Annotated in this window: 21 protein-coding genes; 7 read left to right on the forward strand and 14 right to left on the reverse strand. The window is 41.9% G+C overall.

The window, feature by feature from the left end:
• The first annotated feature begins 37 nt into the window (after nt 1-37).
• Both QUE46_RS19720 and QUE46_RS19725 read left to right on the forward strand, forming a co-directional pair.
• Nucleotides 38-874: a hypothetical protein gene (locus QUE46_RS19720; protein ID WP_286248398.1), complete on the forward strand. Its 837-nt coding sequence runs from the start codon at nt 38-40 to the stop codon at nt 872-874.
• Nucleotides 875-904: 30 nt separating this feature from the next.
• The gene (locus QUE46_RS19725; protein ID WP_286248400.1) at nt 905-1,372 is read left to right on the forward strand and encodes a hypothetical protein; all 468 of its coding nucleotides are present in this window, start codon (nt 905-907) and stop codon (nt 1,370-1,372) included.
• Nucleotides 1,373-1,517: 145 nt separating this feature from the next.
• Here QUE46_RS19725 and QUE46_RS19730 read toward each other — a convergent pair whose 3' ends face one another.
• The 3 genes from QUE46_RS19730 to QUE46_RS19740 form a co-directional block, all read right to left on the reverse strand.
• A complete protein-coding gene (locus QUE46_RS19730) occupies nt 1,518-2,639 on the reverse strand; it encodes an FAD-dependent oxidoreductase (RefSeq protein WP_286248403.1) in 1,122 nt (373 codons plus the stop codon).
• A 3-nt stretch (nt 2,640-2,642) separates the two neighbouring features.
• Nucleotides 2,643-3,329, reverse strand: a complete 687-nt coding sequence (locus QUE46_RS19735; RefSeq protein WP_286248404.1) for a cupin domain-containing protein — start codon at nt 3,327-3,329, stop codon at nt 2,643-2,645.
• Between the two features lie 97 nt (nt 3,330-3,426).
• The gene (locus QUE46_RS19740; protein WP_286248406.1) at nt 3,427-4,200 is read right to left on the reverse strand and encodes an SDR family NAD(P)-dependent oxidoreductase; all 774 of its coding nucleotides are present in this window, start codon (nt 4,198-4,200) and stop codon (nt 3,427-3,429) included.
• Between the two features lie 169 nt (nt 4,201-4,369).
• Here QUE46_RS19740 and gcvA point away from each other — a divergent pair, with 169 nt between their 5' ends.
• From gcvA to QUE46_RS19755, 3 genes are all read left to right on the forward strand, one after another.
• Nucleotides 4,370-5,299, forward strand: coding sequence for a transcriptional regulator GcvA (gcvA, locus tag QUE46_RS19745; protein WP_286248408.1), 930 nt, complete (start codon nt 4,370-4,372; stop codon nt 5,297-5,299).
• Between the two features lie 185 nt (nt 5,300-5,484).
• Complete coding sequence (locus QUE46_RS19750; protein WP_096042631.1) at nt 5,485-6,006, forward strand: carboxymuconolactone decarboxylase family protein; 522 nt, start codon at nt 5,485-5,487, stop codon at nt 6,004-6,006.
• A 57-nt stretch (nt 6,007-6,063) separates the two neighbouring features.
• On the forward strand, nt 6,064-7,275 hold the full coding sequence (locus QUE46_RS19755; protein WP_286248412.1) for an MFS transporter: 1,212 nt from the start codon (nt 6,064-6,066) through the stop codon (nt 7,273-7,275).
• A gap of 76 nt (nt 7,276-7,351) precedes the next feature.
• On the opposite strand, the gene QUE46_RS19760 is transcribed toward QUE46_RS19755, so the two are convergent.
• The 5 genes from QUE46_RS19760 to QUE46_RS19780 are packed head-to-tail and all read right to left on the reverse strand — an operon-like array spanning nt 7,352 to nt 9,206.
• Entirely contained in the window at nt 7,352-7,618 is a 267-nt protein-coding gene (locus QUE46_RS19760) for a S24/S26 family peptidase (RefSeq protein ID WP_286248414.1), read from the reverse strand.
• Between the two features lie 49 nt (nt 7,619-7,667).
• Entirely contained in the window at nt 7,668-8,168 is a 501-nt protein-coding gene (gene sodN / locus QUE46_RS19765) for a superoxide dismutase, Ni (protein ID WP_286248416.1), read from the reverse strand.
• Between the two features lie 11 nt (nt 8,169-8,179).
• Nucleotides 8,180-8,362, reverse strand: a complete 183-nt coding sequence (locus QUE46_RS19770; RefSeq protein ID WP_055013532.1) for a hypothetical protein — start codon at nt 8,360-8,362, stop codon at nt 8,180-8,182.
• A gap of 13 nt (nt 8,363-8,375) precedes the next feature.
• A complete protein-coding gene (locus QUE46_RS19775; protein ID WP_286248419.1) occupies nt 8,376-8,783 on the reverse strand; it encodes a hypothetical protein in 408 nt (135 codons plus the stop codon).
• Nucleotides 8,784-8,786: 3 nt separating this feature from the next.
• Nucleotides 8,787-9,206 (reverse strand): hypothetical protein, encoded by a 420-nt coding sequence (locus QUE46_RS19780; RefSeq protein ID WP_286248421.1) that lies wholly within the window; start codon nt 9,204-9,206, stop codon nt 8,787-8,789.
• Nucleotides 9,207-9,383: 177 nt separating this feature from the next.
• On the opposite strand from QUE46_RS19780, the gene QUE46_RS19785 reads away from it, so the two are divergent.
• Nucleotides 9,384-10,319: a ChaN family lipoprotein gene (locus QUE46_RS19785; protein WP_286248422.1), complete on the forward strand. Its 936-nt coding sequence runs from the start codon at nt 9,384-9,386 to the stop codon at nt 10,317-10,319.
• Between the two features lie 36 nt (nt 10,320-10,355).
• On the opposite strand, the gene azu is transcribed toward QUE46_RS19785, so the two are convergent.
• The 5 genes from azu to QUE46_RS19810 form a co-directional block, all read right to left on the reverse strand.
• The gene (azu, locus tag QUE46_RS19790) at nt 10,356-10,898 is read right to left on the reverse strand and encodes an azurin (RefSeq protein ID WP_286248424.1); all 543 of its coding nucleotides are present in this window, start codon (nt 10,896-10,898) and stop codon (nt 10,356-10,358) included.
• A 161-nt stretch (nt 10,899-11,059) separates the two neighbouring features.
• Nucleotides 11,060-11,803 carry a HugZ family protein gene (locus QUE46_RS19795; RefSeq protein ID WP_286248426.1) on the reverse strand — a complete coding sequence of 248 codons (744 nt, stop codon included), beginning with the start codon at nt 11,801-11,803 and terminating at the stop codon, nt 11,060-11,062.
• Nucleotides 11,800-12,588 (reverse strand): heme ABC transporter ATP-binding protein, encoded by a 789-nt coding sequence (locus tag QUE46_RS19800; protein WP_286248428.1) that lies wholly within the window; start codon nt 12,586-12,588, stop codon nt 11,800-11,802. Before QUE46_RS19800 ends, QUE46_RS19795 begins: the two co-directional genes overlap by 4 nt.
• Nucleotides 12,585-13,637, reverse strand: coding sequence for an iron ABC transporter permease (locus tag QUE46_RS19805; RefSeq protein WP_286248430.1), 1,053 nt, complete (start codon nt 13,635-13,637; stop codon nt 12,585-12,587). The genes QUE46_RS19800 and QUE46_RS19805 overlap by 4 nt, the downstream gene beginning before the upstream one ends.
• On the reverse strand, nt 13,634-14,443 hold the full coding sequence (locus QUE46_RS19810; RefSeq protein WP_286248432.1) for a hemin ABC transporter substrate-binding protein: 810 nt from the start codon (nt 14,441-14,443) through the stop codon (nt 13,634-13,636). The genes QUE46_RS19805 and QUE46_RS19810 overlap by 4 nt, the downstream gene beginning before the upstream one ends.
• Nucleotides 14,444-14,582: 139 nt before the next feature.
• On the opposite strand from QUE46_RS19810, the gene QUE46_RS19815 reads away from it, so the two are divergent.
• Nucleotides 14,583-16,664, forward strand: a complete 2,082-nt coding sequence (locus QUE46_RS19815) for a TonB-dependent hemoglobin/transferrin/lactoferrin family receptor (RefSeq protein ID WP_286248434.1) — start codon at nt 14,583-14,585, stop codon at nt 16,662-16,664.
• A 724-nt stretch (nt 16,665-17,388) separates the two neighbouring features.
• On the opposite strand, the gene QUE46_RS19820 is transcribed toward QUE46_RS19815, so the two are convergent.
• Nucleotides 17,389-18,363 carry a transposase gene (locus tag QUE46_RS19820; protein ID WP_286248436.1) on the reverse strand — a complete coding sequence of 325 codons (975 nt, stop codon included), beginning with the start codon at nt 18,361-18,363 and terminating at the stop codon, nt 17,389-17,391.
• Nucleotides 18,364-18,468: the final 105 nt, after the last annotated feature.

Consider the following 18,468-nt stretch of genomic DNA (forward strand, 5'->3'; position numbering starts at 1 on the left):
TTATGTGGCCTAGGGTAGTTTGAGGAACCTTCAAAAAATGAAAATGGATATTACACCTGACAATTGGCCAGATCATTATTGGAACTACCTTGCTCAGCTAGAAGTTCATGCAATTGATAAAAATCACCACGCTTTAAAGCCTTGGGATGAACTTGCCGAAAAATGTATGAATCTAGCAATTAAAGCACCATTTTTAAAAGGTAAAGAAACTGGTAGTAAATCTCTTAAATTGGCTGCCACTTTTCTAAAAAGAGTAATGAGTGATTTCAGAGGGGTTTGGTTGCTTATTAATTGGGGTTACCCTTATCAAGCTGCGTGTGTCGCGTCTTCTCTTTATGAAAATGCTCTTGTAGTAAATTGTATTAGCGGCAGAGATGATTTAGCCGAAGAAATTCTTGCCGATGAAAATGGTGATGTTCCATGGAAACCTCAAAGGCTATCCAAGATGGCTGCACAAAGAGATTTATTTGGTGAAATAAAAAACAATCCCCCAAGTGACAAAGACTTTGAACAAGCTTGGAAGCTTTGTTATCACAACTATAAACTTTTGTGCAAAATGAAACATCCTACTCTGCAACAAATAAAAGACGAAACAAGTCACGCTACGAACAAACAAGGCCAGTTTGCTGTTATCCCTCTGCCAGATACTAGAGAAAGTTCTGTGGGTCTAAAGCAAATGATAATGGTAATTGCCATATCAAAGTTGTTTTCTGCGGCTAAGTGCTTCGCTCAGTCATCTAACTGTTCCGATGACGATGAGTTTCATCAAGAGTTTTATAATTTTGCTGCTGAGGTATACTCAGACTTGAAAAATCATATAAGTACGAGCGGTATCGGTAGCATTCCGATTAAAGCAACAGGGTTTAAGTTTTAAGCACGGCGCTAGCCATACATAAGGATCTGCATGAGTGTTGTAGAAAAGGTTAAAAAATCAGTCTGGAATCTTGGTGCTATTCTATTTTTTATATGGTTTGGATTTAAGGCTATAGGGTATGGAATGGATATTCTAGGAGTTGAAGGCCCATCATTATGCTCATATACCGAAGTTGCAGAGTTTTCTTCACCAAATGGTAATAAAATTGCCAAGCTTGGTTATTCAGATTGCGGAGCTACAACTAACTGGCAAACCGGAGTAAACATTGTAGATGTGGAATCAGGCAAAGAATATAACGGATTTTTTGGGTTGGACGGCAAGCCTGAAAATTTAACAGTGGTCTGGACGTCAGATATAGAATTAACTTTTAGGGACTTTCCATTAGATAAGTTACTTTGGTTCAATCAAGATTACATGTCGGGTGTAAAAGTAAAAGTCGAGGCTAGCGTGGCTAACAATCAAATTCATCCGACGCCAAAAAGCGGCGTCGCTGATTAGGGCGTTAGCCCATAGAAATCCACCAATACAGCCGATGACCTAAAACGTTTTTATCCAAAAATGTGTTTGAACGAGCTTTTTCATAACCGCCCATCAGCTGCCGTTATGAGCTATCCATTAAAACGCTAAGCTTAAACCTCAGCCTCTACACATCACGCTTAACACTTTTTAAATACTGCTCAACGCCTATATGTGCTGCATCAACCGCACCAGCTACATAGCCTGGAAATTGCACCGACCATTCGCTGCCAATACCGACTAAATTTTGATACCACGGGCCATTTTGCGCGGTTATGTAAGGTGCTGGTGCATGTGTATTCGCAGCATGTGTATCTAAATGTGCTGCAGTGAGTGGGTCTTGTGCCCAGTCTTTAATAATATCGGCTTTAGGTGTAGCGGCTTGTGCGCCAAAAAGCCTAACTAACTGCGCTCTACAATGGGTGATTAAATCTTCATTACTAATGCGTTTTCTATCATCAGCGGGTATGCCAATAAAGCCAAATAATGCGGCTTGGCCTTGTGGATTTGATGCATCGTGTATTTCTGCCATTGGCCCAACACTGCTGCGGGCGCTGCCTGAGAGCGTTTGCTTACGCCAAAATGGCGTATCGTACACAGCAATATACTTGGCGTGGGGGGCCATCCAGGTTGCGGTATTTTGCCACTGCGTTACTAAATCGCTTGGCAATGCGGGGGTAAATGTTATTTGGCTTACGGCTAAGCGTGGCGGCAGCGCAAGCATTACATGCTCCACATTTACCTGATTATTTACTTGGTTATTTGCTGTGTTTGAGGTGTTAAAGTTAACTTTAATATTACCGTTTTGGTTGGTAATTGTTTTTACCAAAGCGCCGGTCACTATGTGTTTGTTGCTAAGCTTTGCATGTAAGGCATTAATAAGTGTGCCCATGCCACCCTTTAGCCGCATAGACGTAGGAGCATGCGTATAACCGGGCATGGCTGTGGGCGGTTGTGTATGTGAGCGCTCTACTAAGGTATTGCCTTGCTCGTACTGGGCAAATGCTTTTAGGTTTAGGGTTTTAATAATGGCATTTAATTGCGGCTGAAACTCTGGCCAAAACCACGTTGGGCCCAGATCAAAGTTATTTGTTGTCGCTTGCGAATGATGAGTAAAGTTCATAATACGGCCACCTAATTGGTCTCTGGCTTCAAGCAATATGTAATCGGTAATGCCGCGTTGCTCTAACTGATAAGCAGCATACACGCCGCTTAGCCCACCGCCTATAATCGCAATTTTTGTACGCATTATTTAGCCTCCACAGCCTATGTTTTTGCCTATATTGTTAAAGTCTCCTACTTTTAGGTAAATTTTAGCGCTGTTATTTCCCGCTGATATTAACGCTTTACTCGTGCTTGGCAGCCTTAGCCAGCTTCCTTTTGAATATTCTACCTCGTTGTGTATTACGCTGCCGCCCAGTACAAATAGCTCTAAGGCATTATGTGCTTTTAGGTTATCAAATAGGGGCTGTTGCGGGGTTAACTTAACCAGTTTAGTTACTTCGTTATCATCTTGATAAAGCGGGCATATTGTGCGGTTATTTTGTGTTATCCACGTAGCCGGATCGTGTGTATTTATGCGCACAGAGGTGGTTTCTGTTACGCACATTTGCCACAGTTTTACAAAAATGGTTGCACCACTTTTACTTTTAGGTGCATGTGAAGACCCTGGCGGATTTCGTAAATAAAAGCCTTGTGGGTAGTCGCCCGACTCATCTGAAAAAGTGCCCGAAAGTACCATTATTTCTTCTCCACCTGGGTGAGCATGGCTTGGAAAAGTAGACTCAGGCGCGTAGCGTACTACGCTTGTTGCTCTGGCTTTTTCAGCGCCTATTCTGTCGAGCATTACCCGCTCAACACCCGCCTGAGGCGATGTTTGCCAACTATATTGACTTGGCAGCATTAAAGCGTGTTGTGAAAAATCTGAATTGACTCGCATTTATCCAACCTAAATAAAACAAGAGCAATAATGTATGTTATTGCTCTATAAGTTTACGCTCATTAAGCGCTTTGTAATTGTGCGTGCATCATTGATATTAGTTACGACCTGCCATTACGCCGCCGTCAACATCCCATACTGCACCTGTGACCCAAGCGGCTTTGTCGCTTAGTAAAAACGCAATGGTGTTGGCGACATCTTCGCTTGTACCTACACGGCCAATTGGGTGAAAGCTGTTAAAGCCTTGTAGGGCATCGTTTACTTCGGCTTTAGGGATAAAACCTTCGTAAATTGGCGTTTGTACAACCGCTGGCGATACTGCATTAACGCGAATATTGTGCGCGGCTAATTCCATTGCTAAATGTTGAGTTAGTGCATGTAAACCTGCTTTAGCCATTGAATACGCCGACGATGGTGTAGCGGCAATAGCTTGCTTACCCCACATAGAACCCACATTAACAATGGCGCCTGCGCGTTTTGCTGCCACTAAATTAGCGGCTACTTTTTGTGTAATAAAAAACAAGGCACGGTTAATTTGCATGTACTGATCGTAATCAGCCGCTTCGTGCTCTAAAAATGGTTTAGGGAAAAACACACCGGCAGCATTTACCAGTAAATCGACGTCTGTGTGGTCTTGTGAAAGTGTATTAATTAAGTTTTGCACGCCTTCATCGCTGGTTAAATCAGCAGTTAACACCTCAACAGTGCCTAAAGCTGATAGCTGCTCTTTTGCTGCTTGGGCTTTTTCTTTACGGTGGCCAACAATGACAGCTTGGCCGCCTTGCTCTAAAATTAATCGAGCCGTGTTAAAACCCATTCCGCTAGTACCGCCAATAACGAGTAATTTTTTACCTAAAAATTGCTTAGTCATGATTATTTCTCCAAGCGCTAATATGCGCTGTATTTGTTATATAAATAAAAAGTATTGAGTTGCCTAATAGCAAGTAACTTGCTGTTTGGCTTGGGAGGTATTTTTTACTTATTTACTTGCTTTAACAAACGAGATAATCTGAATCATCAATAAAGAAAAAGTTTATCGTATGAAATCACCTATACATCTCAATGCATTAAAAGCGTTTGAAGCAAGCGCAAGGCACCAAAGTTTTTCAGCGGCAGCTGATGAGCTAAACGTAACCCCAGCAGCCGTTGGGCAGCTGGTTAAAACATTGGAAGAGTGGCTCGGCACACCGCTGTTTCATAGAATGAGCTCGGGTAAAACACGGCTAATAACCACCGAAACCGCGCAAAGTGCCCTGCCATTAATACGCGAAGGGTTTGATAAACTTGCCCAAGGGCTAGACATTTTAAAAGACAACGCCATAAGCGGTGCATTAACGGTTGCAGTAAGCCCTGCATTTGCCGCTAAATGGTTATTACCTAGGTTGCATTTTTTTCAAGAAATATGTTCGCAAACCAGTGTAAATTTAAATACTAATTTAAAGCCGGTCGATTTTACTGAGCAACGTATAGATATAGGCATACGCTTTGGTGTAGGCACTTGGCAAGGCTTGAGCGCAGAAAAACTAATGGATGAAGAGGTATACCCGGTATGCTCACCTAAATTTTTAGAAGACTCAAACCGCTTAAACACCATAGATAAACTATTGAACGAAACCTTAATACACGATCAATCAATGGATGACCATACGGGGTTTCCGTCTTGGTCAGCGTGGTTAAAAAAAGCCGGAGTAACAGGCCCTTTAACCACTAAAAGCATTCAAATAAATAACTCCGCGGCTGTATTGCAGTCAGCTATTGACGGCCACGGCGTAGCTTTAGCGCGCAGTGTAATGGCTAAAGGTGACCTAGCCGCAGGGCGGTTAGTCAGGTTATTCCCTCATATTTATTTTGAATCGCCTTTGGCGTATTACGTTATTTACCGCCCCGAATGTGCTGAACTGCCAAGAATACACGCATTTAAAGAATGGCTGTTTAAAGAGGTAGAAAACTCCGCGGCTAAAAAAGATTAAAACTCAGCAGTATATTTATAAAACACAACCAATAAAGAAAATATTTACCACAGTAAAAGATAATCTCTGTGGTTAACCACAGTAAAAGATAATCTCTGTGGTTAACCACGTTCATTCCCCGTAAGCTTTCGCTCCAAGTTAGCCACTTTAATGACTAAAGTGGCGTTTAATTAGGAGTGAAAATTATGTCACAAGTAAGAGTAACGCCATGGCAAGATGGCGAGCAAGCCCCAGCCGAACTACTAGCCGAAATGCAAGGTCGTCGTCCAAACGGTGAACTAATAGGCATAGATAGAGTGCTACTAAAAAGCTTTCCTTTAGCTAAAGGCTGGAACGAGTTGCTAGGGCGCGTTAGAGCAAACTTTGGTTTATCGCTTGAGTACCGCGAACTTATTATGCTGCGTGTAGCGGTATTAAACAAAGCCGATTTTGAATGGAATGTGCACTACCCTGCATACATACAGGCTGGCGGTAGCGATGAAAAAGCAACGGCTCTTAAAAGTGTGGTAGTAAATGCTGAGTTATTCTCTGAGCAGGAGCTGGCTTTGCTTGAGCTTACTGAGCAATCAACCACTAAAGTAAATGTTGATGGCGACGTTATTGAACGTTTAAAAGCACTATTTGGCGAAACGCAAACAGTAGAAGCGGTAGCAACGGTTGCTGCTTACAACATGGTATCGCGCTTTTTAGTGGCGTTAGACATTTAAATACCTCAACCATAAATCGCTTTTAAGCGCCTTCAATACTTTTAGAAAAGTGAAATCATGGAAAAATTAAACGCTATAGACTCAGATAAACTTGAGCAAAGCGACCCTCAAGTTCAAACAGCTAACTTATGGCGTTTAATGTTAGCCCAGGCACTTTCTGGGGCTAATAGCGTTGTGCTATATGCAACAGGTGCGGTAGTGGGCAGCTTGCTTGCTCCTACTGCACTTTTAGCCACTTTACCTGTTTCTATTTTTGTTTTAGGAATGGCGTTGTGTGTTTTACCCACCGGTGAATTAGCACGAAAATATGGCCGGCGTGCAGCCTTTATGGCAGGCACTGGCACGGGTGTTTTAACCGGACTATTAGCGACTATTGCGTTGTGTATAGACAGCTTTTGGCTGTACTGTTTGTCTGCGCTATTGGGCGGCGCTTATGCGGCAGTGGCCTTGTCATTTCGGTTTGCTGCAACCGATGGCGTGCCCGAAAATAAACGCCCGCAAGCGCTTTCTATGGTTATGGCCGGTGGCGTAGCTGCAGGTATTATTGGCTCGCAGTTAGTAACGCATACCATGCACCTGTGGTCAGACAAAATGTTTGCTGCCACATTTATTGCGCAAGCCATTGTCGCGGCTCTCGCTGGTGTTATTTTGTTTGGCGTTAAATTGGCTAAGCCTTTAGCAAATCAAGCATATTCAGGAAGACCATTGAGAACAATTGCTTTGCAACCACGATTTATAAGCGCGGTTATTTGTGGAGCTGCATCGTATATGGTGATGAATTTTTTGATGACATCGGCCCCTTTGGCAATGCATATGCATGGGCATAGCCAAGAGTCAGCAAACTTAGGAATGCAGTGGCATGTTATTGCTATGTATGCACCTAGCTTTTTTACCGGTAAGCTCATTGCACGTTTTGGCGCTGCTCGTATTTCTGTTTTTGGGATTATTTTAACCGCAATTTCAGCAGCTATAGGCTTTTTAGGTGAAGGTGTATATCACTTTTACGCGCTGCTAATTTTGTTAGGCATAGGTTGGAACTTTGGTTTTTTAGGGGCATCAGCCTTAGTGCTCGAAACGCACAAGCCAGAAGAAAAAAACCGCGCTCAATCGTTTAGTGACTTTATAGTGTTTGGCTTAATGGCGGTGGGCTCTTTTTCATCGGGTGGGTTATTAAGTGCCTACGGTTGGCACACCGTTTTATGGGCATCGTTTGTGCCTTTATTACTGGCCGTTATTGTTTTGATATTTACCAAAAAATACCAAGCCTAAACACACTAACCGCCCTACAAGCCGCTTATATAAGCAAGCTAAAGTTTATTAAGCTGCTGGCAAAGTAGCCTTACTTTTAATTTTTGTAGCGAGGCTGTTTTATATGAAATATAACGCGGCCTAAAATATTCCCTTGCTTGATTAAACCAAGCTCTTTTGTACTTGTGCTACTGGCATGGTCGCCACTTAATAAGTAGGTATTATGCAGTCCTATATGGCAAATACGTTTGATGATGCGGCCATACTTTGGGTGCTCTACCAGTACTACATCACCTAGTTTGTAGTTTATATTGGGCCAGCACATGCTCAGTACATAATCTAAATCAAAAAAAGTAGGAGACATACTCTGCCCCCTTACTTTGCTTATGTTGCACTTTAACACAACGTGAGAGCTAGGCGCTTTTTAGGTCTGGGTAGACCACGTGCTCGCTTGGCGGGTATGGGCTTTTTGCTTGATAGGTTGCAATGCCTTTGGTTTGCCAAAACGAGTCTGCAAATTGATTTACTAGCGCGAGCAATTGCTCAGCGTGTTCGCGCTCTATATGCTGTTTACACTTTGATGCAGTGAGCATAATTGAATGCACTAATGCATGCGTATCAGGAAACTGATCAAACTGAGGCTGTTTAAAGTAGTCGCCCCAAATTACGCGTACCTCTTCTTTTACTTTAGAAGCATGAATTTCTTTTTCGCGCACTAACCGCGCAAGTTGTGCAGTATTTGCTACTGATAGCGGTTGTTCTAATTCGTTAATAATGTCTATAAATCTAATTACACTTAATGCTGCAATTTGTGCCGTGCTTGGGTCGTATATTTTGCAAGGAATATCGCAATGCGCTGCTGCACTTTTAAATTTTAAGAGTTTATCTAGGCTGTTAATAAATGAGTAAAGCATACTGCGTTTCCTTATGATTTATTGCGCTTGGCACGTTTGTAAAACGAAAACGAAAAAGCGGCTACTACGGCTATAATGGCGCCATAAAATAGTAGGTGTAAGTACGCAGCAGACCAATGTGCGTGGTCGTGACCTTCGTGGGCAAAAAGCGGTAAGCTCACCATGGCTATAAAAATAACGAGTAAATTTTTCAATTGTTTATCTCCTTTAATTAAGACTCTGTGTTGCAAACGAGATGGGTGTAAATGAATGCGTTTTAACAAACACCATAAGCTCACTGCGGTTTTTACTTAGCCCCCACAATAAAGCCGATAAGTCGTTGTGCTTATTGCTGTTGCTAAGCTGTTTTTCTAGGCGCTGTTGGGCTTGTTTTAATAAACTGTAGGCTGAGCCGCATTGCATTTGCTGTGTGAGTAACGCTGCTAAATTATGATGGGCGACCAACATGGCACATACAGCGGCTTTATCGGTTAGGTGTGCACTTAACAAGTTATTAGATAACGACAAAGCAACATGGTAGTGGCTTTTAGCACTTTTAATATTGCCATTGTTAAAGCATTCGTTACCTGCTTTTGTATAGCTTTGCCACTGCTGGTACTCGCTTAAATTGTGCATATATTAGTGCTCTGTAAGGTGTTGTGGGTGTTGTAATGCAAGCTTTTTAAGCTGCGTAATACACGTAAAAACAAAATCACTGAGTTTGTCGTCACAATAAAAAAGGTCGTATAGCAGGCTAATTGATTGTGCTAGGGCGTTATGGGCTGCGTGTTTTTCGCCTAAAAAATACAGCGTGGCATACAGGCGCTCTGTAAGTGAGGTTATTTGGATAAGCTGCGTTTTATCGGCGTAATTATGCATTTGCGTTAGCAGTGTAACGCTTTCTAGCGCACTACCTAAATGCGGTAATGCCTGTGCAAACTGATACTGTTTAAATAATGCCTCGCCACTTAATTGTGCGGTTTCAATATCTATAAGTGCTTGCTCAGGTTGGCATAAAACATGTTGTTTATGCCTAGCGCACAGAAATGGCAAAGCCATAATATGTTCCTCATTTATTTACTTGCTAAAACTGTAAAGCAGAAACACAAATAGATCAAATGATAATTGTTTTTATTTGTATTGGTGGGTGTTTGTGTTTTATTGGGGTGGTATAAAGCGTATTATAAATATATGATATTGATTATTATTTCTATTAACCAGGTATGTAAAGTGTGTATGAAAAGGTCTATGTTAGCTCTGGCGTTAGTAACTGGTTTGAGCGGTTGTAGTACAACAAATGTGCTGCCTGATAACAGCTCATCGTTATATTTTTCAGCACTTTACAATGCACAAGCAAAGCCTGTTAGCTCTGTATTATTAGAGCCAACTCTTTTAAATGCCGATGTGATTTTAGTGGGTGAATGGCATACACACCCAGGTGTGCATTTATTTCAGGCAAAGTTATTTGAGCAATTAAGCAAAAGTAATAAACGCACTGCCCTTTCGCTTGAACAATTTAGCCGTGCCGATCAGCCTATTATAAATCAGTACGTTAAGGGGGAAATTGGCGAGCAATATTTAATTGATAACACCCAAGCGTGGCCCAATTACAAAAGCGACTACCGTGCGCTTATAGAGCTGGCAAAAACGAACAATAGCGATGTAATAGCTGCCAATGCGCCTAAAAACATTGTTACATGTATTGGCAGGCAAGGCATAAGTTATGTAAATAAGCTTGATGAAACACAGCAAAGCTTCATTGCGAGTACTATTGATACGTCCCCCAGTGATTATAAACAACGCTTTATGGCATCAATGCACCACGGCTCGCCCAGTCAAAACGAAAATTATTATGCCGCGCAAGTCACCTGGGATGAAACCATGGGGGAGTCTATCGTTAACTATTTAAATAATCATCAAGATGCGCAGGTAATGCATATTGCGGGCGATTTTCATGTAAAAAATGGCCAAGGTATAGCGCGTGTTATTAAGCGTTTAGCGCCAGAGCTAAATGTTGTTTGGATATCGCCGGTAACAAGTGTGCAAGCTAATCAAACAGGGTATCAGTTGCAGGTTAACGCGTTGCCACCTCGTTATGTGCAAAAACAGCATCAACAAGCCGCTTTTAAAGCATTAGCTAAACGCGGAAAAAAAACACAGTGCCAACAATAGGTTGGCAGTGTGTTTGTGTAATACACTTTTTGCTATTTATTTAAGTGTAAATGTGCCTTTCATCATGGCGTAATGACCCGGGAAAGAGCAAAAATAAGTATAATCGGTTCCGGCAGTTAAGCCGCTGGTATTAAAGGTCACTTCGGTTGTTTTACCGCCACCAATAATGTCTGTTGCGGCAAGTACGCGGCTATCATTAGGTTTTAAGTACTGGTTGCTAAGCCCTGCTGCGTTGCCATCGGTGATAATACCTTGCATGTTTTGCTCAGTAGATAGCACCCAGTTATGGCCCATTACATTGGCAGGTAATTTACCGGTGTGGCTAAGCTTTACGGTTACTTTTTTACAGCTTTTAGGGGCGCTAAGTGTTTTAGTTGAAAACTGCATCATGTCGTTTGCATCTATATTTAGTGTGCATTCGTCTGCATATACAGCATTGGCGCTAAGTAGTAGTGCACTAAGGGCCTGTTTATCTTTCGAGATTAAATTTGCAGCAGTATGTTTGGTTTTTAGGCAAGGCAGAGCCCGTGAAGTGTGGTTATTCCACATAAATAGGCGATAACGCAGCATAAATGCCAAACATGCGCTGCCCTTCGGGTTCTACCTAGGGACGATAAACTCCTTGTTGCTCGATTTTTACTTAGCCCACTAGGTTACAAACCTCGCGCCGCGATTTAATCGCCCCTAGATTGAACAAATTTTAATTCTGAAAGGTCAACAGGCCCTGGTTATTAACTTTTTCATACTGTTTCCTCTGTTTTAGTTAAGTTGTTACGTGCTTGATTAGTTAATGCAACCAGCGCTTTACGAACCTCTAGCGGGCTGTTGCACTGTGTTTTGAAATTAATAAAGTAGTTACGCTTTTGGCTTTGTATATAAAAGCCTGTGGGTAATAAGCCGCTCATTATTGGGGTGTTATCAGCAACGTTATAGTGCTGCATTAATATGAGCGACATAGCATCTTGGTGATCTTCATTCATATGGTTAATCATGCTTTGCTGCTGGTTTTCGTCCCAGTTTTTTGCCTCGTTTTGCCATTCGTTTTGCTCAAGCCAAAATATTTTGCCAAACCCGCCAATGTAACGCACTCGCACTACGTCTAATTGCCATAACTGAAAGTCGTGCGCATTGCGATAGCTAGCGGCTTCGGGGTATAGGGCAATATAGTTATTAAGTAAAGTGTGTGCTTGCTCACTTGGCACAATAGAGCCATCGCCTACAAGCGTTACTCGCCCGTGCTCGTTTTGATCGCCACTGTCGGCGGCGTCAAATACAGTAAGGCTCATACGGGAGTCGTGCTTTAAGTTTTTAGTGTGCTGGGCTATATCGCTAATAAAAAAGTATATACGGCCTTGTTCGTCGCACATATAGGGGGTTACTGAGCCAAACGGGTAGCCGCGTAAATTATTAGAAATGGTCGACATAACACCAGCATTGGTTTTGTAAACCAAGGTACGTGCATCGCTTAACGCTTGTTCTCTCATAAAAACTCCTGACGTTGAGAAAAAACCATGGGTGCATCGTTATAAGGGTGAGGGTTTACGTGCAGTTTCATGGCGTACATTTGTTGTAAGTTTTGTTCAGTTAGTACAGTGTTTATAGGCCCGCTTTGCAGCACTTTTTTGTTGTGCAGTAAAATAGCGTCGGTTGCATACAGGCTGGCCAAATTTAGATCGTGTATTGCTATAATAGCGCTGTTACCTTGCTCTACAAATGCTTTAACGCAGCTGAGCAGAGCATGCTGATGGCGCATATCAAGTGCGGATGTAGGCTCGTCGAGCAGCATGAGTTTTGGCTCGGCCGATTGTGTAAAGGCGTTTAGTTGCGCCAAAGTACGCGCCATATGCACACGTTGTTGCTCGCCGCCCGAAAGCGCACTTACGCGGCGAGTTAAGTAATTACTTAAATCCATAATAGCGGCGTATTTATGTACTTTTTCGCTTTGCATTTTTAATGACTCTACATACGGGTAGCGGCCCATAGCAATAAGCTCAAATACGGTAAAATCAAACCCTACATGGTTAGCTTGCATCATTACTGCGCGCTGTGTAGCTAGGCTTTTTTTAGCGTGAGTGGCCAGCGGCTTATTATTAAAAAGTACACTACCTGTAAAGGCGTGCATACCCGCTAAGGTATGTAGCAAAGTAGACTTACCCGCGCCATTTTCACCAAGTAATGCGACAAGTTGGCCTTGTTTAGCACTGCCATTAATGGTGTTTAAAACGTTGTGGTTGCCAAAGCCAACGCTTAGGTTGTTAAACGCGATCATGACCAAGCTCGCTTATTTTTAACGATTAAATAAATAAACAATGGCGCACCTAAAATCGCGGTTATAATGCCAATAGGTAGCTCTGCGGGCATAACTACTAAGCGGGCTAACCAGTCAGAAAGTAGCAATACTACTACGCCAATTAACATGCAAAGTGGCAGCATGTTACGTAAATGCGGCCCCACCATTAAGCGGGCAATATGCGGGACTACTAAACCAACAAACCCTATTAAACCAGTAAGCGCCACAACCGCACCCACGCCTAATGCAACAAGTATAATTACATATAGTTTGAGTTTGCTGGTGTCTACTCCTAGGTACTGAGCTTGTGATTCGCCAATAAGGAGCAAGTTCATGGGCTCTTTTAACCGCCACAGGCCAATAAGGCTAATAAGCAGTAACGGTAAAGCTTGAATAATAGTGCCCCAGCTTGCTCCGCCTAATGAGCCCATGGTCCAGTAATTTATTAATCGTAGTGCGCTGTCGTCGGCAAAAAAACTCAGTAGCCCAATAACAGCAAATGCTAATGCGTTAATGGCAACCCCCACCAATATAAGTGTGGTGATGTTTATTTGCCCCTGCTGCTTGGCAATAAAATATACCAGCGAGGTTACCCCAAGCGCCCCTAAAAACGCGGCATAAGGTAAATACAACTGAGCGTTAAAATTAAACTGAGCGCTAAGGGCAATAAATGCTACTGCAACCATGGCCGCACCCGCACTAATGCCAATAATGGATGGGTCGGCCAATGGGTTGCGACACAGCGCTTGCGTTGAAGCGCCCGTTTGGGCAAGTACCAACCCGACAAGCACAGCAAGCATAAAGCGTGGCAAACGAATTTGCATTACTACATTAATTTGCAGTGCATCAAACTGACTAAAGCGCTCGGGCGCAAGCCACGCAATGGTTAAACGCCAATCCCACCCGGCAGGCCCATACCCAATGCTAAGTAGCGCCAAAGCAAAAACGCACATAGAGGCTAAAAGCATCCATTTATGGGCTGGGCTAAGGGTTACAGGCCTAAAACGGCTCAATGTTAGGGTGTTCATAAGTTAGCTTTATACTCGCTAAGCGTATTAATTGCTGTGGCGATACGCGGCGACATGCCAAGCGAAAGTAGGCTATCCATTACAAGTAAGTTACAGGTTTGCGCCGCTTTTAATAAACGTAGTGTAGGCTGTTCGCAAAAAGCCTGCTTACCGCCAAGGCTGTGTACAACATGGGCTGGGGCTACTAAAAAATCGGGCTGACTTACAGCCAGCACCTCAGTGTTAATTGCTTTAAAGCCTGAATGCGTAGCGCCTATATTAGTAATGCCTGCGTAGCTAAATAATAAATTAGGCACGGTTTCTTGCCCGGCGGCAACAAGCCCGCGCTCATTAGCTGAGAGTAAAAATAGCGCGCTGTGCGTTTGCTGTTTTGCCTTTTTGGGCAGCGATTTTTTAATTTGAGCAATAAGTGACTGTGCTTTTTGCTGGGCGTTTAAATCGTCACCCAGGCGTTTAATTAGCGCAAGTAGCTCGTTAACAGAAGTAGGCTTTTTATAATGAATGAGCTTAACCCCTGTTGCCTCAATTTGCTTAAGTGCTTGGCTTCGTCCTGCGCCTTCAAGCGCTAATAAGGTGGTTGGGCGCATAGAAAGTACGCCTTCTGCTGCTAAATCGCGATAATAACCCACCTGCGGTAACTGCGTAGCTTGTTGCGGGTACATGCTAGATTGATCAACCGCTACAAGGTTATTTTGTTGGCCTAGCGCATAAATTATTTCAGTAAGGGTGCCGCCCGCGCTAATAACGCGTTCTTGCGCAAGTGCAGGTTGGGCCATTAAAGCAAACACTATAAATAGGTATTTCATTACATACTCCGGTTTTTATTTTTGGTTATTATAATCAATTAAATCTAAATGAAAATGATTATCATAATTAATTGATCTTAATTTGACTTAGTTGTAACATCTCCGCCATAAATAATAACTATTATCATTTGGAGTTGAAATGAATCCCTCTGCATTTAAATTTACTGCTATAGCAACCTTATTACTTGGCTCGGGTACGGCCATTGCCGAAAACATAATTGACGATCATATTGTTGTAAGTGGCTCGCGCTTTGAACAAAAGCTTAAAGATGTAACAGGCTCAGTAACGGTTATTACCGAGCAAGACATAGAGCGCCAGCTAGCAGTAGATTTACAAACCATGTTTAAATACGATCCTAGCATTGCAACCACAGGCAGTGGCGCAGGCGCGCAAACACTTACCGTGCGTGGTGTTGGTGGTAACCGTGTTGTATTTATAAAAGATGGCCGACGCACTAACGATGGTTACGCAGGTGGAGGGGGTTATTTAGTTGGCCGCAATTACTTTGATGTTGCAGGCGTAAAACAAGTAGAAGTAGCCAAAGGTGCTGCATCGTCTTTGTATGGCTCTGATGCACTGGGTGGTATTGTGGTTATAACCACCAAAGATCCAAGCGATTATTTAAAAGATAACAGCAGCTTTGTAAAAATGGCACTTGGGTATCAAGGTAAAAGCAACCAAGTTGCCGCCGATATTACTGCTGCAAAAGATTTAGGCGACTTTGCTGTAAGCGCCGTTTATAGCCACCGCGACAGCGAAGAAGTACAAAATTATGATGAAAACTTACCCGGTTATGATGCGAAATCGGACGCTTTATTAGTTAAATTTGAGCAACAGCTTGATGAAAAACGCACAGTTAAATACACCCTCGATTACTTTAACCAAACAACTGAGCAAGTAATTACTCCCACCGTTCAAGAAACTGAGGAAGACGACACTAATTGGTCACTAGCGCTAGATTACCACTCAGAGGTAGCAACAGCGGCGTTTGATAAATGGCACGGGCAAGTGTCTTACAGTAGTTACGAGCAACAAAGCGACCAAATTAGTGGCGCAAGCACCTACACCGATTATAACGACTATCGTTTTGAGCAAAATATTTTAGGTTTAAAAGCGGTATTTAATAAAGGACTTAAAGGAGAAACCACCGATCACGAAGTGGTATATGGGATTGATATAGACTTATACGACACCACCCGCCCACGTTTTAAAACCCGTGTTTTAGCTGATGGCACGGTTGATTTTACAGACCAAAAACAAAAAGCATTCCCGGGGGCAGATACCTCTTTAATTGGTGCCTACGTACAAGACAGTATTTCGTTTAAAAACAGTGCGTGGTCGGTTATTGCTGGTGTGCGATATGATTACTACACCCTAGAAGCTAAAAATGATGAGCTTTACTTGGATGCGCAGCTTGATGATATTACCGAATCTGCTTTCTCACCTAAGCTAGGTGTTATATATCAAGTGGATGATAACTTATCGTGGTACGGGCAATACGTACGAGGCTTTAAAATACCACCACACGACCAAGCTTATCAAAGCCATGGCGTTGAGCCGTTTTATCAAATATTACCAAACGCCGATTTAGACCCAGAAAGCAGTGACTCATTTGAGCTTGGGTTAAGATACGCCAGCAGCGATATTAGCGTAAATTTAAGCGCTTTTTATGCAGCATACGATGACTTTATTGAAACCGCCGTAGTGGGTGTTGAGCCAACATATATTCCTGGCGTAAACAAAACCCTGTTTCAGTATCAAAATATTCGTGAGACCCAAATAAGCGGCGTGGAAGCCGGAATTGCCATGTATGTAGCCGAAAATATACTACTAGAGGCAAATGTGGCCTATGTTGATGGTGAAAATAAAGAAACCGATCAGCCACTTACCAGTATCAGCCCGCTAAACGGCTCGGTATTGTTAAGCACGGAGCTTGGCAATGTTAACTGGACCGCTGCGTGGCGTTTAGCTAAATCGCAATCGGACGTGGTACTTGATACAAACGGCGACAAAACCACCCAAGGGCATGGATACGGCGTTGTTGATTTATACGCAAACTACGAATGGCAAGCGTGGCAATTAAATGTAGGTGTACTTAATTTGCTTGATAAAGAATATATACCTTTTGAGCTAATTGCAGGGCAATCTTCAAGTGCTGACTTTAGCCAATACACCCAACCTGGGCGTAACTTTTCAGCCAAAATAAGCTATGAGTTTTAATTAGCACTTAGAATATTAAATAACAACAAACGCTGTATATAGCTGCAGCGTTTGTTTATTTTTAAGATGACACCCATCTTAACTTTTCGGTATTAATTAGAACCTAGATTCTGGCAGAATAATGTCCTGATTTATAAATTTAACCTAACACCCACTTACATAATCCATAACTAAATTAGAATTAGAATGACACCCATCTCAATTTTTAAATAAATCGACATAATCAACTAGCCAATTTTAAAAATTCATAAACTAATGGCTTATTTAAAGGCATTTACGGCAGAGCCAATACACCCAACCTGGGCGTAACTTTTCAGCCAAAATAAGCTATGAGTTTTAATTAGCACTTAGAATATTAAATAACAACAAACGCTGTATATAGCTGCAGCGTTTGTTTATTTTAAAATTTAAGATGACACCCATTTTAACTTTTCGGTATTAATTAGAACCTAGATTCTGGCAGAATAATGTCCTGATTTATAAATTTAACCTAACACCCACTTAAATAATCCATAACTAAATTAGAATTAGAATGACACCCATCTCAATTTTTAAATAAATCGACATAATCAACTAGCCAATTTTAAAAATTCATAAACTAATGACTTATTTAAAGGCATTTACGGCAGCACATTTTAAAAATGTACTGTTATGTATATGGTTAGCTAAATTAAGGGCATGCTTAAACCTGCAGCAAGGCAGTTTTAAAACTATTAAGAAGGTTTTAGGCTAGTAGCTTTTTACAATTACTATAATTTACTCGTCGCTTTTTATTTAAGTGTTCGCAGTAACTTACATGTGATTGCGGCTTACCTACAGCGCCGTGAAATACGCGGGTAAAATCAGTAGTGAGTTTTAACCAATTCTCTGGTGATATGTTTACTCTTTCTAATAAAGGGAGCTGGGTGTTTTCAATAAATCCTGGTTTATCATTGCGAATAATTCGCCCTGTGAGTTCAACTAATTCAAGGTAATATTTAAGCTCGAACGGTAAACCTTTTGGCATAAATTTACGGGGTTTACCTGCAAACTTTAAAAGTTGTTTGGGCTGCTTTGCATTTTCAGCACTTTGAATTCGCTTTTGCACACTGGTAAAGTGCGAGCTTTCAGGAGTTTTTGCTACTTTTGCTCTTATTGGGTTTAAATCAACGTAAGCCATACAAGCTGCAAGGGCTGCCTCATCAAGAAGAGCTTGTGATTTAAAGCGCCCTTCCCAAAATCGGCCAGTGCATTTATCTTCTTTATTAGCTTTTCGAGCAATATGTTCGTTTAAAACTCGCATAAACCAGCTAATGCTAGATAACCTTTCTCTGTATTGAATAATAGTTTGGCTTAAAAAATAGCGCTCAGTATTGCTTAGCTCCTCACCTTGTAAAAATTTTTGCGTTAGTGGTGTACCTTTACATAGCTTATGCCAGCGCAACACTATGGCTTTATCATTCAATCTATTTGCTTTTTTATCATCAACATAAAGCACAATGTGCGTGTGATTACTCATAACTGCATAAGCACATATATCGATACAAAATATTTTAGCGAGGCTAAATAGCTTTTGCTCTACCCAGCCCCTTCGGTGTTCGTAAGATTTGCCAGTTAATGAGTCTTCGCCGCATAAGTAAGCATGGCGCACACAGCGCGAAATACAGTGATAATATTTTGTATCGGCCAAACTTATTTGGCGTTTTCTTGCAATAGCCATGTGACACCTGTTTATTTATTGAGCTAAATAAACTTTAGTTGCTAAATGGTTAGAATACAAAATTAACAGTGGGTGTCATCGTAAATTTTGTTGGGCAGAGCTTGA

Source organism: Pseudoalteromonas sp. MM1, assembly GCF_030296835.1.
In the GTDB taxonomy this organism is placed as follows: domain Bacteria; phylum Pseudomonadota; class Gammaproteobacteria; order Enterobacterales; family Alteromonadaceae; genus Pseudoalteromonas.

What these genes read in the sequence shown, in the direction of transcription:
- QUE46_RS19720 (WP_286248398.1), top strand. Translation starts at nt 38, where the DNA reads ATGAAAATGGATATTACACCTGACAATTGGCCAGATCATTATTGGAAC.
- QUE46_RS19725 (WP_286248400.1), top strand. Translation starts at nt 905, where the DNA reads ATGAGTGTTGTAGAAAAGGTTAAAAAATCAGTCTGGAATCTTGGTGCT.
- QUE46_RS19730 (WP_286248403.1), bottom strand. Translation starts at nt 2,639, where the DNA reads ATGCGTACAAAAATTGCGATTATAGGCGGTGGGCTAAGCGGCGTGTAT.
- QUE46_RS19735 (WP_286248404.1), bottom strand. Translation starts at nt 3,329, where the DNA reads ATGCGAGTCAATTCAGATTTTTCACAACACGCTTTAATGCTGCCAAGT.
- QUE46_RS19740 (WP_286248406.1), bottom strand. Translation starts at nt 4,200, where the DNA reads ATGACTAAGCAATTTTTAGGTAAAAAATTACTCGTTATTGGCGGTACT.
- gcvA (WP_286248408.1), top strand. Translation starts at nt 4,370, where the DNA reads ATGAAATCACCTATACATCTCAATGCATTAAAAGCGTTTGAAGCAAGC.
- QUE46_RS19750 (WP_096042631.1), top strand. Translation starts at nt 5,485, where the DNA reads ATGTCACAAGTAAGAGTAACGCCATGGCAAGATGGCGAGCAAGCCCCA.
- QUE46_RS19755 (WP_286248412.1), top strand. Translation starts at nt 6,064, where the DNA reads ATGGAAAAATTAAACGCTATAGACTCAGATAAACTTGAGCAAAGCGAC.
- QUE46_RS19760 (WP_286248414.1), bottom strand. Translation starts at nt 7,618, where the DNA reads ATGTCTCCTACTTTTTTTGATTTAGATTATGTACTGAGCATGTGCTGG.
- sodN (WP_286248416.1), bottom strand. Translation starts at nt 8,168, where the DNA reads ATGCTTTACTCATTTATTAACAGCCTAGATAAACTCTTAAAATTTAAA.
- QUE46_RS19775 (WP_286248419.1), bottom strand. Translation starts at nt 8,783, where the DNA reads ATGCACAATTTAAGCGAGTACCAGCAGTGGCAAAGCTATACAAAAGCA.
- QUE46_RS19780 (WP_286248421.1), bottom strand. Translation starts at nt 9,206, where the DNA reads ATGGCTTTGCCATTTCTGTGCGCTAGGCATAAACAACATGTTTTATGC.
- QUE46_RS19785 (WP_286248422.1), top strand. Translation starts at nt 9,384, where the DNA reads ATGAAAAGGTCTATGTTAGCTCTGGCGTTAGTAACTGGTTTGAGCGGT.
- QUE46_RS19795 (WP_286248426.1), bottom strand. Translation starts at nt 11,803, where the DNA reads ATGAGAGAACAAGCGTTAAGCGATGCACGTACCTTGGTTTACAAAACC.
- QUE46_RS19800 (WP_286248428.1), bottom strand. Translation starts at nt 12,588, where the DNA reads ATGATCGCGTTTAACAACCTAAGCGTTGGCTTTGGCAACCACAACGTT.
- QUE46_RS19805 (WP_286248430.1), bottom strand. Translation starts at nt 13,637, where the DNA reads ATGAACACCCTAACATTGAGCCGTTTTAGGCCTGTAACCCTTAGCCCA.
- QUE46_RS19810 (WP_286248432.1), bottom strand. Translation starts at nt 14,443, where the DNA reads ATGAAATACCTATTTATAGTGTTTGCTTTAATGGCCCAACCTGCACTT.
- QUE46_RS19815 (WP_286248434.1), top strand. Translation starts at nt 14,583, where the DNA reads ATGAATCCCTCTGCATTTAAATTTACTGCTATAGCAACCTTATTACTT.
- QUE46_RS19820 (WP_286248436.1), bottom strand. Translation starts at nt 18,363, where the DNA reads ATGGCTATTGCAAGAAAACGCCAAATAAGTTTGGCCGATACAAAATAT.